At 34.1% G+C, this 15,866-nt stretch carries 13 protein-coding genes; 7 read left to right on the forward strand and 6 right to left on the reverse strand.

The window, feature by feature from the left end:
- Window positions 1-4 precede the first annotated feature (4 nt).
- The 6 genes from ACHRVZ_RS16670 to ACHRVZ_RS16695 form a co-directional block, all read right to left on the reverse strand.
- Window positions 5-1,066, reverse strand: a complete 1,062-nt coding sequence (locus ACHRVZ_RS16670; RefSeq protein ID WP_395424010.1) for a sterol desaturase family protein — start codon at window positions 1,064-1,066, stop codon at window positions 5-7.
- Between the two features lie 279 nt (window positions 1,067-1,345).
- The gene (locus ACHRVZ_RS16675; RefSeq protein WP_395424011.1) at window positions 1,346-1,939 is read right to left on the reverse strand and encodes a DUF1214 domain-containing protein; all 594 of its coding nucleotides are present in this window, start codon (window positions 1,937-1,939) and stop codon (window positions 1,346-1,348) included.
- Between the two features lie 176 nt (window positions 1,940-2,115).
- On the reverse strand, window positions 2,116-2,667 hold the full coding sequence (locus ACHRVZ_RS16680) for a DUF1254 domain-containing protein (protein ID WP_395424013.1): 552 nt from the start codon (window positions 2,665-2,667) through the stop codon (window positions 2,116-2,118).
- A gap of 63 nt (window positions 2,668-2,730) precedes the next feature.
- Complete coding sequence (locus tag ACHRVZ_RS16685; RefSeq protein ID WP_395424015.1) at window positions 2,731-4,668, reverse strand: arylsulfatase; 1,938 nt, start codon at window positions 4,666-4,668, stop codon at window positions 2,731-2,733.
- Between the two features lie 22 nt (window positions 4,669-4,690).
- Window positions 4,691-6,163, reverse strand: coding sequence for a RagB/SusD family nutrient uptake outer membrane protein (locus ACHRVZ_RS16690; RefSeq protein ID WP_395424017.1), 1,473 nt, complete (start codon window positions 6,161-6,163; stop codon window positions 4,691-4,693).
- Window positions 6,164-6,179: 16 nt separating this feature from the next.
- Window positions 6,180-9,311 carry a SusC/RagA family TonB-linked outer membrane protein gene (locus ACHRVZ_RS16695; protein ID WP_395424019.1) on the reverse strand — a complete coding sequence of 1,044 codons (3,132 nt, stop codon included), beginning with the start codon at window positions 9,309-9,311 and terminating at the stop codon, window positions 6,180-6,182.
- Between the two features lie 939 nt (window positions 9,312-10,250).
- Between ACHRVZ_RS16695 and glp the strand changes: the two genes are divergently transcribed.
- The 7 genes from glp (at window position 10,251) to ACHRVZ_RS16730 (ending at window position 15,850) form a co-directional block, all read left to right on the forward strand.
- Window positions 10,251-11,423 (forward strand): gephyrin-like molybdotransferase Glp, encoded by a 1,173-nt coding sequence (gene glp / locus ACHRVZ_RS16700; protein WP_395424020.1) that lies wholly within the window; start codon window positions 10,251-10,253, stop codon window positions 11,421-11,423.
- 89 nt (window positions 11,424-11,512) lie between these two features.
- The gene (locus ACHRVZ_RS16705) at window positions 11,513-12,259 is read left to right on the forward strand and encodes a sulfite exporter TauE/SafE family protein (protein WP_395424022.1); all 747 of its coding nucleotides are present in this window, start codon (window positions 11,513-11,515) and stop codon (window positions 12,257-12,259) included.
- A 225-nt stretch (window positions 12,260-12,484) separates the two neighbouring features.
- Window positions 12,485-13,057 (forward strand): molybdenum cofactor guanylyltransferase, encoded by a 573-nt coding sequence (locus ACHRVZ_RS16710; RefSeq protein ID WP_395424024.1) that lies wholly within the window; start codon window positions 12,485-12,487, stop codon window positions 13,055-13,057.
- A 5-nt stretch (window positions 13,058-13,062) separates the two neighbouring features.
- The gene (cobA, locus tag ACHRVZ_RS16715) at window positions 13,063-13,854 is read left to right on the forward strand and encodes a uroporphyrinogen-III C-methyltransferase (RefSeq protein ID WP_395424026.1); all 792 of its coding nucleotides are present in this window, start codon (window positions 13,063-13,065) and stop codon (window positions 13,852-13,854) included.
- Window positions 13,854-14,090: a MoaD/ThiS family protein gene (locus ACHRVZ_RS16720; protein WP_395424028.1), complete on the forward strand. Its 237-nt coding sequence runs from the start codon at window positions 13,854-13,856 to the stop codon at window positions 14,088-14,090. Before cobA ends, ACHRVZ_RS16720 begins: the two co-directional genes overlap by 1 nt.
- A 10-nt stretch (window positions 14,091-14,100) precedes the next feature.
- Window positions 14,101-15,174, forward strand: a complete 1,074-nt coding sequence (gene moeB, locus ACHRVZ_RS16725) for a molybdopterin-synthase adenylyltransferase MoeB (protein WP_395424030.1) — start codon at window positions 14,101-14,103, stop codon at window positions 15,172-15,174.
- A gap of 28 nt (window positions 15,175-15,202) precedes the next feature.
- Window positions 15,203-15,850: a DUF3592 domain-containing protein gene (locus ACHRVZ_RS16730; RefSeq protein ID WP_395424031.1), complete on the forward strand. Its 648-nt coding sequence runs from the start codon at window positions 15,203-15,205 to the stop codon at window positions 15,848-15,850.
- Window positions 15,851-15,866 lie beyond the last annotated feature (16 nt).

A 15,866-nucleotide genomic window follows, 5' to 3' on the forward strand; every position in this document is an offset into this window, starting at 1 on the left:
TTTCTTAAGATTGAGCTTGCTCATATAATGCCGGACTCGGTGTAAGGTCTTCGGATTTTTGTTTTAATGGCACTGAAAAAACGCCATCTGCCAAAGCACTACCTTCTTTTTTAGATTTGAATATTGGCCAAAGAAACTGAGCATACCATTCTTCTTGTTTGTATGATTTTATTCCGTATGATTTTGGAAATTTACGAGTGATCAAACCTGTGCCGAAGATTACGTCCCAGATAAAAAACATATTTCCGAAGTTGCCTTTAAAGTGTCCAACGCCGTCTCCGCTTGTATCTGCATGATGTGCGTGATGTGTAGCGGGAGTAGAAATTAATCGTTCTAAAACCCATGCAATTGGATGCAATACTTTGTATTTGTATAAAGGTTTGTCCCAGGCAATACTAGAATGCGCTCCTAATGTGATAAAGCTTTTTAACACCAAAACAAATAATGCAGGTAATCCTAAACCTAAATAAGTTAAAGTAGCTGTTAGATAAATTTGAGAGAAAAAAATGGTGTAAATGAAGTTTTGTCTGGAAAGCATCGCCATTCCCATGTATGGAGCTGAATGGTGCGTTCTATGAAAACGCCACAAAAACGGAACTTGATGATGCAAACGATGGTACCAATATTGCGTTAAATCATCGGCAATAGCGATTAGAAAAAAGCCTCCCCAAAACGGAACCCAAGAAAGTGAATTTTCAAGATTCGGAATTAAAACTGGTAAAACGGTTAAGCTAAAAAAGGCAATTACCGGAGGTAAAATTAGTTTTGGAGCTAAAAAGGATATAATATCTATTTTGCGTTCTTCGCCAGTCCATTGATCGTCATATAAACCAGCGCTAAATTCGATGATTCCCAAAACGAGCATAAAAACCGTCAATCCCCATGTTCTAATATTGGTGAATGCAGGTTTTGCAAACTCTAAAAAAGACGGTAATGTAATATGTGATTCGCTTACAACACCATTACTTAGTTTAAAATAAAGGTAAATTGCCAACACCGGCAATGTGTACAACAAAAGACTAATACCTAAATCTCTTGTTAGTTTTGAATTTTGAATTGTTGCCATAATTTTTTATTTTAAAAATTGTTTTAATAATGCTAAACCGCCAGCCAAAATCGCCAGTGGTACTAAAAATAGGATTGTACCAACTACAATCTTTTTTCCTATAATTTCAAAGTCTACTCGTTTCATCTGTTTCTGTATTTGTTCTGGTTCATCAATTCTTTTGGAATGTTCTGAAAATCAGAAATTTTAAATAATGGTAAAATTAAAAAATAAAACATTCTAATTCTATGGATTTAGTAGAGTTTTATTTAATTGTTTTTCAATAATTTGTTATAATGTTTATTTTACTTTTTGAATGGTTGGAAGGGTTTCAACAGTTAAATTGTCTCTAAGTTTTTCAGACGGCAAATACAAACGTATGATTAAACTTGTTGATTTAACATTGCTGATAGGCAACCAATTTTCTTTTTTCTCAGATCCTGAAAGATTGATTTTGTAAGAAGTACTATCGGCTTCATATTTTACATCTTCAAGATTGTAGCTGTATTTGTTGATAGGGTTTTTAATTAAAAATCCGCTTTCATCATAAGCTGTAATACTCCAATATTTAGCATCTAATTTTTTTCCGCTAATTACGTAATCAGCTTTAGGATCTAATGCGTTTCCTTCGCTATCTGTATTAGTGCTCAAATAGATCACTTCTTTTTTAGTCAGGGCATAAGGTCCATAAACAGCTACTTGCGCAATTGTCAACAAATCTGCTGAGTTGAGATCTTTATCTTTATCGACAGTTTGCCAATTGCCAATAATGCGTTGCGAATCACTTTTTCCTGATTTAATATTATAGACCCCAACGGCGCTCCCGAATATGCTAGCCAGAATGATCAATGCCACGGCAAGACCTATCTTTTTATTTTTTTGATTTAAAGCCATTTTTATTTGATTTTAAGTTGAACGTTTTGTTTTTTAGGAGCTAATCCCGCTATCCGTTTCAATCTTTTGTTCCGAACCCCGGAACAAAAGGATTTCCACTTCTATCGGGGCTAGGTCAACCATTGTCGAGTTACTTGTGTGTCCTTCGACTTAGCTCAGGATGACAAAGATTGTGGTTACTTTCCTAATTTTTCTACCGTTACACCATGTTGCAATTCTGCAAGTTTGGTTACAGGATAGGCTTTCGAAACTAAATAACGAAAGAGAATCAATCCTTTTGACGTTGGACTAAAGATGATTTTTTCTTTCGGAATATTTTTCAAAACTTCAGCTGTACTTCCTTCGGGGGCTAAATAATATTCGAATTTTGCTTTTACTTTTTCTTCATTTTCTACGAAATAATTAGTGGTGTTTTGCTGATAAGCTGAGATCGACCAATAAGTAGAATCTGGTACAATTCCTGAAATCTTCAAAACTTCATCTTTTAAATCATAATTGATTGTTGAATACAAAAAATCAGGATTTGGAAGCGGAATTACTCTGCTGTTCTCAGCATTTGGCTGATTTCCAAATTGAGGTGTATTGATAACTCCCAGACTTTTTTCGGCAAATTTACTTTGCACATAATATGGAGTTATCCATATCGTTAAGTAATAAAAGCTTACTGCAATTACTACAAGAACCAAGGCAAAAATGCCTTTTTTGATAAGTGGTTTTACTGCTGCCATAATTTACTTTTTTTAGTTAACCTGCAAAGTTTTTAAAACCTTGCAGGTTATGGAAATCAATATTTAATTAGTACTTCCGGAAGTGGTTGCACCGTTTCCTGGTTTGGTAACTTGTTTTACTAAATCCTGTAGCGTTTTACCTTTATCTGCTCCGCTATTATGTATTCTTCTGTTGTATACATCTTGCCAGTCAATTAGCGGATAAACGTTGTTTTCTTTAGCTTGCTCATCAAATAATTTTTTAAGCTCGGCCAATTTTTCAGGATATTTTTTAGCAAGATTGTTACGCTCGTTAAAATCTTCGTTCAAATTGTATAATTCCCAAACATCAGCGTCAAAATTGCTTTCAGCAGGTTTTTCGCTTTTTCCTAGAGCTTTTTTAACTGCAAATGAATCTGGTAAATGTGCTGCTCCGGCTTTCCATCCATCTTTATAAATGGCTCTGTTTCCAAAAATGTAGTAATATTGAACTTTATGCAATGACTCTGCTTTAGCGTCATTTAATGAAGCATATAAAGACGATCCCTGAATAATATCTTGTTTCACTGATTTGATATATTCCGGAGCTTTAATTCCTGCAATGTCCAATGTAGTTGGCAATAAATCGGTAACATGACTGTATTGGTTTCTAATGCCGCCTTTTTCTTTAATTCCTTTTGGATAAAAAACGATCAACGGATTGTGTGTTCCACCTTCAGATTGCGCATCTTGTTTCCAGTTTTTAAAAGGAACATTTGTTGCCTGAGCCCATCCTAAAGGATAATTAGTATTTAAACCTTTTGCAGTACCTATTTCGTCGATATTTGCTAAGTTTTTCTTCAGGTTTTCGTCGTCAGATGTTCCTTGAGAAAATAAACTTTGGTTGATTGTTCCTTCAGTAGTTCCTTCTTTACTTGCGCCATTGTCTCCAATTGCAACAAAAATCACAGTATTGTCTAACTGATTGGTTTCTTTAAGATAATTTACAACTCTTCCCACTTCATAATCTGTATACGTTAGGAATCCTGCATAAACCTCCATAAAGCGAGCATAAACTTTCTTTTGATCCGGAGTTAGTTTTTTCCAGTGTGTAATAAGTGGATTGCGTTCTGGTAATACAGCATTTGCAGGAATTACACCTAATTTCTTTTGGTTCGCAATTACTTTTTTGCGGTAAGCATCCCAACCGTCATCAAATTTTCCTTTATACGGATCACTCCATTTTTTTGCTACCTGATGAGGTGCGTGAGCCGCGCCCGGTGCATAGTACAAAAAGAATGGTTTTCCTGGCGCTGCCTTTTGTTGCTTCTGAATGTAACTAATTGCTTTATCTGTAATTAGTTCGCTTAAGTGACGTCCGTCTGGCGCAACATGAACTTGATCTTCCACTAAATCAGGATTGTATTGATCTGTTTGAGATCCTAAGAATCCGTAGAAATGATCAAAACCTTTTCCGGTTGGCCATCTGTCAAATGGTCCTGCATCTGTAGCATCTTCATCTGGCGTTACACCATATTTACCAACGGCAAAAGTGTTATAACCGTTTTCACGTAAAATCTCTGCAATAGTTCCTTTATCAGCTGGAATTTTTCCGTCCCAACCAGGAAAACCTGCTGATAAAATAGTGTGCGAAAATCCGCTAACATGCACTCGTCCTGAATTTCTTCCGGTTAATAAAGTCGCACGTGTTGGCGCACAAATTGCGGTTGTATGAAAGTTGGTATAACGCAAACCGTTATTAGCCAAGGCATCAAAAGTTGGTGTTTCTATTAAACCTCCAAAAGCACTTGAAGCTCCAAATCCAACATCATCCAATAAAATCCAAATCACATTGGGTGCACCTGCCGGAGCTTTTACTGGTTCTGGCCAATATTCTTTAGAATCGGCTAAAGTTTTGCCAATAACTCCTTTAAATTCTTCGGGCTTGTTTTGCGCAAAACCAAATTGAGCAACAAGTAATGCCGTAATCAAAAGCCCTTTTTGCGGGCTTTTGATTAAACTAGTGTATTTAAAATTTTTCATAATTTATTAGTTTTTATGGTTGTTAATATCCAGGGTTTTGAGGTAAACCTACCGGATCAATATTTCTTTCACTTTGTGGAATCGGATATAGATTATTACGTTCTGAAACTGAGTTTTTAGCCGTTACTTTTTTCACTTCAGTAACTAAAGTTCCCCAGCGTACTAAGTCAAACCATCTTTGTCCTTCCTGAACAAACTCTTTTTTGCGCTCTTCCTGAATGGCAGCTCTAAAAGTGGGTTGCGTTAATCCAACTAAATCTACAGTTGCATCCGGCGTTGTGATTGGTTTTGCAAATGCTCTTCTTCTTACCTGATTAATCAATTCGTAAGCTTCAGGTGTTGGTGCTCCCTGTTCATTTATCGCTTCCGCTAAAGACAATAAAATGTCGGCATAACGAATTACAGGAAAGTTAATAGCAACGTTTGCCGGAGTAGCCAGATTAGTTAAGTCTAAGTATTTCTTAAAAATTGGTTTAGGAAAAGTATAGACGTTTGCCGTTCCCGGAATTGGTAATGTCTTAGCATAACTGACATCTCTTCTGGTATCACCAGCAGCATAAATATTATAAAATAAAGCAACGTCTGAGATAATATCTGCAGGTTCTGTAGCAGTGAATCCGGTAAAAGAAGTAGCTTGAAAAGTACTTCCGCTAGATCCGTTCCCTGCTTGATTTGGCTCAAACTGAACGGAGAAAATATGTTCTTTTCCGTTCTTTTTAGTTTTAGTGAAGATATCCTGAAAGCTTTCAAAAAGTCCGTATCCGTAACCTCCATTAATAACTTCTCTTGCTTTTAAAATTGCATTTGGATAATCTTTTCTTGTCAAGTAAACTTTGGCAAGAATTGCTTTTGCAGCACCAGAGGTAGCACGTCCGGCATCTGTTGCAGCATAAGTAGACGGTAAACCCTCGGCATCTTTTAAATCAGAAATAATTTGAGTATAAACTTCATCTACAGTAGCTCTTTTAGATTTTAAACTTTCTAACTGAATAGAGGTTGGTTCGTGCAAAACAATTGGAACTCCACCCCAAAGACGAACGGCTTGGAAATACAATAATCCTCTGATGAATTTTGCTTCAAGAATCAATCTGTTCTTAACGGCATCTGTACCAGCAACTTTAGGAATATTATCAATAGAAACATTTGCTCTGTTGATTCCTGCGTAAATTTGGCGCCAAGCTACCTGAACACGATCTGATGTTGCATCATGAGTTAAACTGCTCAATGCTCGTACTTGCGGGTTTGTTGCCGAAACTCCTGCAGCGGCATAATCAGTAGCCATATCGGTTAAGAAATATAAATTTCTGCCAAATAAACTTTGCTCTCCCGGATCCAAACTCAACGAAGCATAAACTGCTGTTACGCTTGCAATCGCGTCATCTTGGGTTTTAAAATAATTATCTTCGGTTACAAAAGAGGTTGGTGTTACCTCCAGATCTGCGCACGATGCAAATAGACCTGCGCTTAATATGATTGTTATTATAATCTTTTTCATTGTATATATTTTTTACTTAGAAAGTTACGTTCAGTCCGGAAATGAATGTTTTAGAGTTTGGATAAGAACCAAAGTCAATTCCGGGGTATAAATTGTTTTGTTCGTATGAACTTACTTCAGGATCATAACCTGTGTATTTTGTCCATGTAATAAGGTTCTCGGCAGAAACATAAAATTTCACGCTTTTAGCTCCAAGTTTTTGAGAAAGACTTTTTGGTAAAGTATATCCAAGTGTGATTAACTTTAATCTAAGGAAAGAAGCATCTTCTACATAGCGTTCTGAAACAATACCAAGAGGTGAACTTGTTGCTCTAGGAATTTCGTTGCTTGGGTTTGTTGGTGTCCAACGATCTTCAAGAGTAACATTTGCATTTGTTCCTAATGTAGAAATCTCTAACTGCTGATTTAAAGCATTGAATATTTTTCCGCCGTAAGATCCTTGAAAAGAGAAATTAAGATCAAAATCATGGTAAGAAACTGTGTTGCTGAAACTTCCAACAAATTTTGGCTGCGAGCTTCCTAAATTTCCTTTGTCAAGAGCTGTAATTACACCATCTCCGTTCGTATCGACATATCTTCTGTCTCCAACTTTTGTGTTGGCCAAACTGTTTATTTTAGGCTGTGTATTTACTTCTTCCTGAGTCTGAAAAATTCCGTTTGTACGGTATCCCCAGAAAGTTCCCAGAGGTAATCCAACTTTTACAGTTACAGGCTGTTGTTGTAATAATGAACCGTTTGGAACTACAGGAAAAAACTGATCAACACCATTTCCTATCGAAACTACTTTGTTTTTATTGGCAGAGAAAACGAAGTTAGAATTCCATGAGAAATTTTCTGTTTTTATGTTTTCAGTAATTAAACCAACTTCAACACCTTTGTTTTCAACACCACCAATATTTTGAAGAACTGTTGCATAACCAGAAGTTAACGGAATTGGAACATTGATCAATAAATCGTTTGTTTTCTTATAATAAACATCAAACACAAGATTGATTTTTCTATCTAATAATGATAAATCTAAACCTACGTTATATTGATTTGTTTTCTCCCATTTCAAGTCTGGATTTGCCAATCGGGTAGGAGCTAAACCAGTTTGTAATGTTCCTCCAAAAGCATAGTTTACAGAACCCATAGAAGCCAAAGAAAGATAATTTCCAATTTCCTGATTTCCTGTAGTTCCTGCCGTAATTCTCAACTTAGCTTCCGTAACACCTTTTATATTTTTGGCGAAATCCTCATCAGTAATATTCCATGAAAATCCTGCTGAAGGGAAATAACCCCAAAGCGATTCTGAACCAAATCTTGATGAACCATCGGCACGTGCAGATAATGTAAAGTTGTATTTTCCTTTATAAGAATAATTTACTCTTGTCAACCAGGATTTCAACACACTTTCGAATGCATCACTATATGGTTTTACCGGTACACCATCTTGCAAAGCGTTGTACGTATTGGCATCGTTGACAAAAGTTTGTGCACCTGCATTTACTATTTCGCCTTGTGTGTATTGAAGCGTGTATCCGCCTAAGACTGAGAATTTATGATTTTCGCCAAAAGTAGTGTTGTAATTCAGCGTATTTTCGTTTAGTACAGAACTTACAATTCGATCTCCAACTGATGCTAAACCTTTAACTCCCGCTCCGGTCGTTGTAGTTGCCGGAGCATAATAATTTTGTTTGGTATTAATTACGTCTCCACTAACAGCGACTTTTGCAGTAAGTTTTTTGGTGATTTTATATTCACCAAATAAACTGGTCAGAATTCTATTGATTTTGGTCTCGTTAGTAGTACTTACCAAATCATTTATAGGATTTGGGATAATACCATTTGTAGCAGTTGCGTACGGATTGTTGGTTAGATTATAACTCCCATCAGCATTCTTAATAGGAACTACTGGCGGCTGATACAATGCTACAACTAATGGACTTGGAGATCTGCCGGCAGAAGCTCCGCCATTTGTTCCAACACCATTTGATACGGAATTACTATAGTTGGCATTTACACCAAATTTAAAATTAGGCGAATAATTTCTTTCGTAATTCGCACGAAGCGAAATCCTTTTAAAATCAGATGCAATTATAATTCCGTCTTGTTGAAAATAACCTGCCGAAATAGCGTAACGGGAACGTTCGTCTCCACCAGAAAAAGACAATTGGTGATTTTGAACCGGAGCGGCCGTTCTAAAAAGAGCGTCCTGCCAGTCATAACTTCCGGATGTTTTAAAAGCTTCAATTTGAGCTGCTGTAAATGAAGGTGCCTGCCCAATACTTGCCTGAACATCATTGCGTAGACTTGCCCATTGGCTGGCATTCATTAAATTCAGTTTTTTCGAAACATTCTGGAATCCAAAATAACCTTGGTACGAAATATTATCTTGTCCTTTAACACCTTTTTTAGTGGTAATAATTACAACACCATTTGCACCACGTGATCCGTAAATGGCAGTTGCAGAGGCATCTTTCAGTACTTCGATTGATTCAATATCACCCGGATTGATCGTTGATAATACGTTTACAGTTGCACCGGAAAAAGCGACTCCGGCTGTACTATTACTATTGTCATTGTAAATTAATATACCATCAACAACATATAGAGGTTCATTACCCGCCGTTATTGAATTTCCTCCTCTAATACGTACACTTGACGAAGCGCCTGGACGACCGGAACTTTGTGTAACTACCACCCCGGGAATTGCGCCTCTAAGTAAATTATCAGCAGATGAAGTAACCTGAGCTAAATTCGCTTTCGGAACGGAAGCTACAGAACCCGTAATGTCTTTTCTCTTTTGAGAACCATAGCCTACAACTACTAATTCATCAAGTTCCTGACGTTCTTCTTTTAAATTGATCGTAATCGGATTTTTGTCTACAATTACTTCAGCTTTTTTGTAACCAATATAAGTTACGATTAATGTGTAAGGAAATTTTTGACCTGTTTGAAAATAAAATTTTCCTTCTGCATCAGTCTGAACCCCGTGAGTAGTCCCTTTAATTACGACAGAAGCTCCAATAACTGGTTGATTTGTAACATCATCAACGACAGTTCCGTCTAGTTTAGATTGGATAAGAGGAGTTGTATTCTGGGCATTTATTCCTGCCGTCAGCAGCAGGAGAAATAGTAATGAGTATGTTTTTAAATTTTTTTTCATTTCTTTGTACTGGTTTAAGTAATTAACAAGGCGCCCTGAAAGTTGAATTTTCAACTCTCTAACTGTTTCCTTGATTTAGTGATAAATGTTCTTTAAGCCTCGCCATTTCTGTTGCCGCAGAAATGGCTTTTTTTATTTACAGCAACAGCAGTTTTGCATCTTTTTCATTTTAGTTTTATTTTAGTTATTAGTTGTTTTCTTTTTAATTTATAGGTATAGTTTCAGAAATCCTTTCAACACAAATTAATGCATCAAACAGACTTTTGTAATTTTCAATAAGAAATAGTGTGGTTTTTTTTTTAAGCTCGTTTTATATCAATTCGTTGTAAAATGAAATCGATTGTAAACGAAAAAATTGCTGAGGTTTAGCAACAGAAGCACATATAACAAAAAGTGTTATAAGTATATTTTTTAGAAGGAATGTAATACGATATGCTTTCGGTTGTTTTCAAAATATAATTCTTTATGGTTTTAAATATTTTTATACTCTACTAATCCTATAGACAAAGTTAATTTTAATATAATAAAAACCAAAAATTTGTAGAGTTTTTTTTAAATCAGCAAGAGTGAAGAGGTTTTTGTAATACGTTTTATTTTAGTTAACTAATTGATTTTTAGTTACTTGAATTTATTTTTTAATCAAATTAAAAGTGTTAATTTGTAAGCAGGCTATCGTTTAAAATGTAGTATTTTATACTTAATTTTTTGGTTTTAATCTTCCTTATTTATGAAAACAAACAATGCAAAACGTCTGGAAAAGATTAATTTAGGATTTAAAAGATCAATTTCAACTAAAAACTTGAGTCCTTTTTAAAGTTGATTTTGAATAAATTAGACTAATTTTATAGACATTAAAATAATTTAAAATTTTTCACTCATACTATGAATTAATACTTATATTTGCAATAAGTATAAATACTTAGTTTTATAAAACCTAAAATGATACAAGTTAAAGAAGCTTTAGCGATTGTGGCAGAGAACAGTTCAAATATGCCTGTTCAGAGAATACCAGTGCATAAAGCGCTTGGATATATTTTGGCAGAGACTATTTATTCGCCAATTGCTATGCCGCCTTTTCGTCAATCGGCGATGGATGGATATGCAATTATTCATAGTGATAAACATCAATATGATATAATAGGCAGTTCACAGGCAGGTGATCATTCTAATTTAAAACTAAAAGAAAATGAAGCTGTTCGTATTTTTACGGGTGCTTTCGTACCCCACAATGCAGATACAGTAGTAATGCAGGAACATGTAATGGCTAATGAAAGATCGATTCTAATTACTGTTATGCCTCAGCAATTTGCGAACGTTCGTAGTAAAGGAGAACAAATTGATAAAGAAGATGTAGTTTTTGAAGCCAATACTTTAATTACGCCAGCTGCTATTGGCTTTCTGGCTTGTTTAGGAATTACAGAAATTGAAGTTTTTAAAAAACCAAAAGTGGCCATTTTAGTAACAGGAAACGAATTGGTAAAACCGGGTAAAAAACTCGCGAAAGGAAAAATTTACGAAAGTAATTCGGTCATGTTACAAGCGGCGCTTCAAACTATCGGAATTAATAAAACAAAAGTTTATAAAGTAAAAGACAATCTCAAAGCAACAAAAAAAGCTTTAAAAGATATCTTATCAAAATATGATGTTGTTTTAATTTCCGGCGGAATTTCTGTTGGCGATTATGATTTCGTCAAAGAAGCATTATTAGAAAATGGAGTCGAAGAATTGTTTTATAAAATCAATCAGAAACCCGGAAAACCAATGTTTTTTGGCAGTAAGAATGAAACATTAGTATTTGCATTACCAGGTAATCCAGCTTCATCACTGACTAATTTTTATATTTATGTATATCCCGCAATTAAAAACCGAATGGGATTTTCGGATATTCATTTACCAAAATTGGTTAGGAAATTAAATTCAGGATTTACAAATACAACTGGAAAAACACTGTTTTTAAAAGCTTTATATGACGAGACAAATGTTACGATTTTAGAAGGTCAAAGTTCAGCAATGCTAAATACTTTTGCGATCGCCAACTGTTTGTTAATTGTCCCAAACGACGTAGAAACGCTCAAAAAAGGCCAGTTAGTAACATTATTACCAATTAATTAGAATTTTGTAAAATAGAAAAAAGAGTATAGAAAAACTTTTAACCTTTGTCCCGAAGTCTTGGGACTGAACCTTTGAATCTCAAAAAAAAAATGAATATCCTTAGTTCCGAAAATATCGTATTATTCAGTTTTGCCTTAATCGTGATTGCTTTTTTATATTCAAGCGTTGGTCACGGCGGTGCATCGGGCTATTTGGCTTTAATGACGATTTTTGCTTTTCCGGTGGCAATTATGAAACCATCGGCTCTATTGTTGAATTTGTTTGTTTCGAGTATTTCATTTTTCTTTTATTACAGAAAGAATTTTTTTAGACCAAAGTTGTTTTATCCGTTTGCAATAGCATCAGTTCCGGCAGCATTAATTGGAGGTTTTATAACTTTGGATAATGCAATTTATAAAATTATTTTAGGAATTGTTTTGGTTTTTGCAGCATTAAGATTGTTTGGAGTATTTAATTTTAAAGAAAAAGACGCCGTTCAAATTAACCTTCCTTTTGCATTAATAATTGGTTTTGCAATTGGATTATTATCAGGCATGTTAGGTATTGGCGGCGGAATAATATTAAGCCCGATTCTACTATTTTTAGGATGGGCTTCAGTGAAAGAATCAGCGGCAATTTCGAGTTTATTCATATTTGTGAATTCATTTGCCGGAATGTTAGGCTTCTTTTTGGGAGGAAAAACAATCCCGACAGAAAGTTTTTATTTGGTTCCAATTGCCGTTGTTGGAGGTATTTTAGGTGGATTTTATGGCAGTGGATATTTCTCTAATAAAACTTTAAAAATGGTTTTGGGAGCAGTGATTTTAATGGCAAGTATAAAATTGGTTTTTCCTTGATATTGAATGAAAATTAACAGCAAAGTACGCAAGGTTTTACCAAAGCGGTTTATAGAAATAACAAAGCAAAGTTTGTAAAGCTTTGTATTTATTCAGCTTTACGAACTTAATTTAAAAACACAACAATGAATAAAAAAACTTAGCGCACTTTGCGGTAAAATTTTTTCTCATTTCAACTTGAAACCTGAAACCTGAAACCTGAAACCTGAAACAAAAAGAAAAGTCATGGAAACACTAACAGTATTTATTCTTTGTGGAGGAAAAAGCTCCCGAATGCAGTCAGAAAAAGGATTAGTGCTGTTTCAGGAAAAACCATTTATTGAACATATTATTCAGGCGATTTTGCCTGTTACAGATCAAATAAAATTGATAACGGCAACCAAAGAATATGATTATTTGCCCTATCAAAAAATACCGGATATTGTTTCGGATAAAGGACCTCTAGGCGGAATTTATACAGCATTAACACATTCTGAAACCGAATTTAATTTGATTTTAAGTTGTGATATTCCTTTAATTTCGACCGGATTATTATCAGAACTAATTTCAAAACATAATGAAGAAGCTGAAATTACCATTTTTGCTTCAGAGAGTAGAATGCACCCGTTAATTGGAATTTATTCTAAAAAAGTATTGCCTGTTATCAAAAGCGCAATTGATAACAATGATTTAAAAATGATGAATTTAATTGCAAATGTTCCGCATCAAATCATCAATATTGACGAAAGTGAAAACTTTCATTTAACCAATATTAATTCGGCTGACGAATTAAACGACCTGAATATCAATTTAAGTTAAAAGTTATGCGAAACTCAAAAACACCAAAATTAACAATTGTAGGCGCAGGTCCCGGTGATGCCGAGTTGATCACTTTAAAAGCAATTAAAGCTTTAGAAAATGCTGATGTTGTATTGTATGATGCGCTGGTAAACGAAGAATTATTGCAGTACGCAACAAAAGCCGAAATTGTTTTTGTTGGTAAGCGCTTAGGATGTCACGCCTATACACAAGATCAAATTAATGAACTGATTGTCTCGATGGCGAATCGTTTTGGTCACGTTGTACGTTTAAAAGGAGGCGACCCTTTTATTTTTGGAAGAGGAAGTGAAGAAATTGAATATGTCGAAAAATTTGGTTTAGAAACTGCAATTGTTCCCGGAATTTCATCGGCTTTAGGCGTTCCTGCTTCAGTTGGAATTAGTTTGACACAACGTCAAGTGGCCGAAAGTTTTTGGGTTATTACTGGTACAACTTCGAATCATGAATTATCTAAAGATGTTTATTTAGCTTCAAAATCTGCTGCGACAGTAGTTATTTTGATGGGAATGCACAAATTGGAAGAAATCATTTCAATTTATAAAGAAAACAGAACAGATGATTTACCAATTGCCATTATTCAAAACGGAACAAAAAATACAGAACAAAAAGTAGTAGGTACAATTAGTTCAATTACTAAATTAGTATCAGAAAATAAAATTTCATCTCCCGCAATTATTGTGATTGGAGAAGTAGTGAAAAACACTTCAAAATTAACTTCCTATTTTCAAGAGCATTTTGAAGATGAATTTATTTTACAGAATTTAAATTTAGAATAATGATTGAGATTAAATATTTTGGTGCTGTGGCTGAAAAGACAAAATGTGAGTTCGAAAAAATCCCTTTTTCTGAAGTATCACTGCAAAAATTATTGCAGAATTTAGATGAAAAATATCAATTCGAATCATTATCTTTTAGTGTTGCAGTAAATCAAAAAATAGTTCCAAAAGCGACCAGTTATACTTTGCAAAAAAGTGATATTGTGGCGTTATTACCTCCTTTTGCCGGAGGATAAAATAAATTTTATGAATGATTCAACACGTTATAACAGACAAATAATATTGACCGAAATTGGAGATACGGGTCAGCAAAAATTATCGAAAGCCAAAGTTTTAATTATTGGTGCCGGAGGTTTAGGTGCTGCAATTTTACCTTATTTGGCTGCTGCCGGCGTGGGAGAAATTGGGATTGTTGATCATGATGTTATTGAGATTTCAAATTTGCATCGTCAGGTAATTTACAAGACTTCGTCAATTGGAAAACACAAAGCAGAAGAAGCAAAAGCGATGATTACCGAGTTAAATCCTTTGGTAAAAGTCAATGCAATTACAGAGAAATTATCTGCAAAAAATGCCATTTCGTTATTTGAAAAATATGATATAATTGTCGACGCTACAGATAATATTTCGATTAAATATTTAATAAATGATGCTTGTACAGTAACAGATAAACCAATGGTTTATGGATCTGTTTTTAGATTTCAAGGTCAGGTTTCGGTTTTTAATTATAAAAATGGACCAACTTACCGATGTTTATATCCAGACGAAAATAACCAATCTGCGAGTTGTATCGATGCCGGAGTGATTGGAATTTCGGTTGGAATTATTGGAATGCTTCAAGCCAACGAAGTGATAAAAATGATTCTGGAAATTGGGGAGGTTTTGAGTGGAAAAATATTGGTGTATAATATTTTGAATAACGATCAGCAAAAATATGATTTTGAAAAGAATGTAAATTCTGTGATGAACAAAGAGGTGTTTCAGGAAAAATATATTATTGCAGAAAATCAAGTCGAAGAAATTTCAGCTGAAGAAATTTTGAATGAAATTAATGAGAATGAAGTTCTTTTTTTGGATGTTAGAAATCCTGATGAACTTCCGAAAATTAGTTTCAAAAACAGAATTCAAATTCCGTTGATGAATTTAGAAAATGAGATTGAAAAACTGGATAAAAACCAAGAAATTTATGTTTTCTGCCAATCCGGAATAAGAAGTAAAATGGCTGTTGAATTGCTTCAGAAACATCAATTTGAAAATGTAAAAAGTATTGTTGGCGGTGCTTTAGCAATGAAACAATTAACAGAAAAAATTGAATTATAATTTAGGGGTAGCGAGATAATATTAATTTATGGCAGAAAAGAGGATTTGGTTTTTAACTAAAATAAAAGGTTATGGTTGTATTGGTTTATTTTTTCTGCCATTTATATTAGTTGGTATTTGGACTTTGTTTTACAGCTTAATTAATATTTACAATTCTCAAAAAACGGAAGGTTGGAATAAAGTTCCCGCCACTGTAGAGCATGTACAGTTGGAATATAATTCTGATAGCGATGGTGGAGGCACATATGAAGTACATATTGGTTATAAATATGTAATTAATAACAAAAGATATTTTGGAAATAAAATTGCCTTTGGATATGGGGGTAATGATACAGAAGGCCATTCTTCTCTCTTTAATAAATTAGAAAATTCAAAGAAAATTACAGTGTTTGTTGATCCTAAGGATAATTCTAATGCAATAATAATTAGAGGTATTAATAATTCTATTATTGGAGTTTTAATATTTTCAATAATGTGGAATTCGTTGCTTTCAATTTTTTTTATTCCCTTATTTATGAAAGAGGATTCTAAATTTACTTTTAAGTATGTGCTTATTTCAGTTATGATAATATGGATTATAGGTATTTCTTTATTAGTTTCGGATAGTATTAAAATTCCTTTTGAAGATAAAATTGAAGTTATTGAAAGCAAGAAGGTAATTGAAGCAGCTGGCTAGCTTATAATGTTTAAAT

It is taken from the genome of Flavobacterium sp. FlaQc-57 (genome assembly GCF_044007395.1).
Taxonomy (GTDB): Bacteria; Bacteroidota; Bacteroidia; order Flavobacteriales; family Flavobacteriaceae; genus Flavobacterium.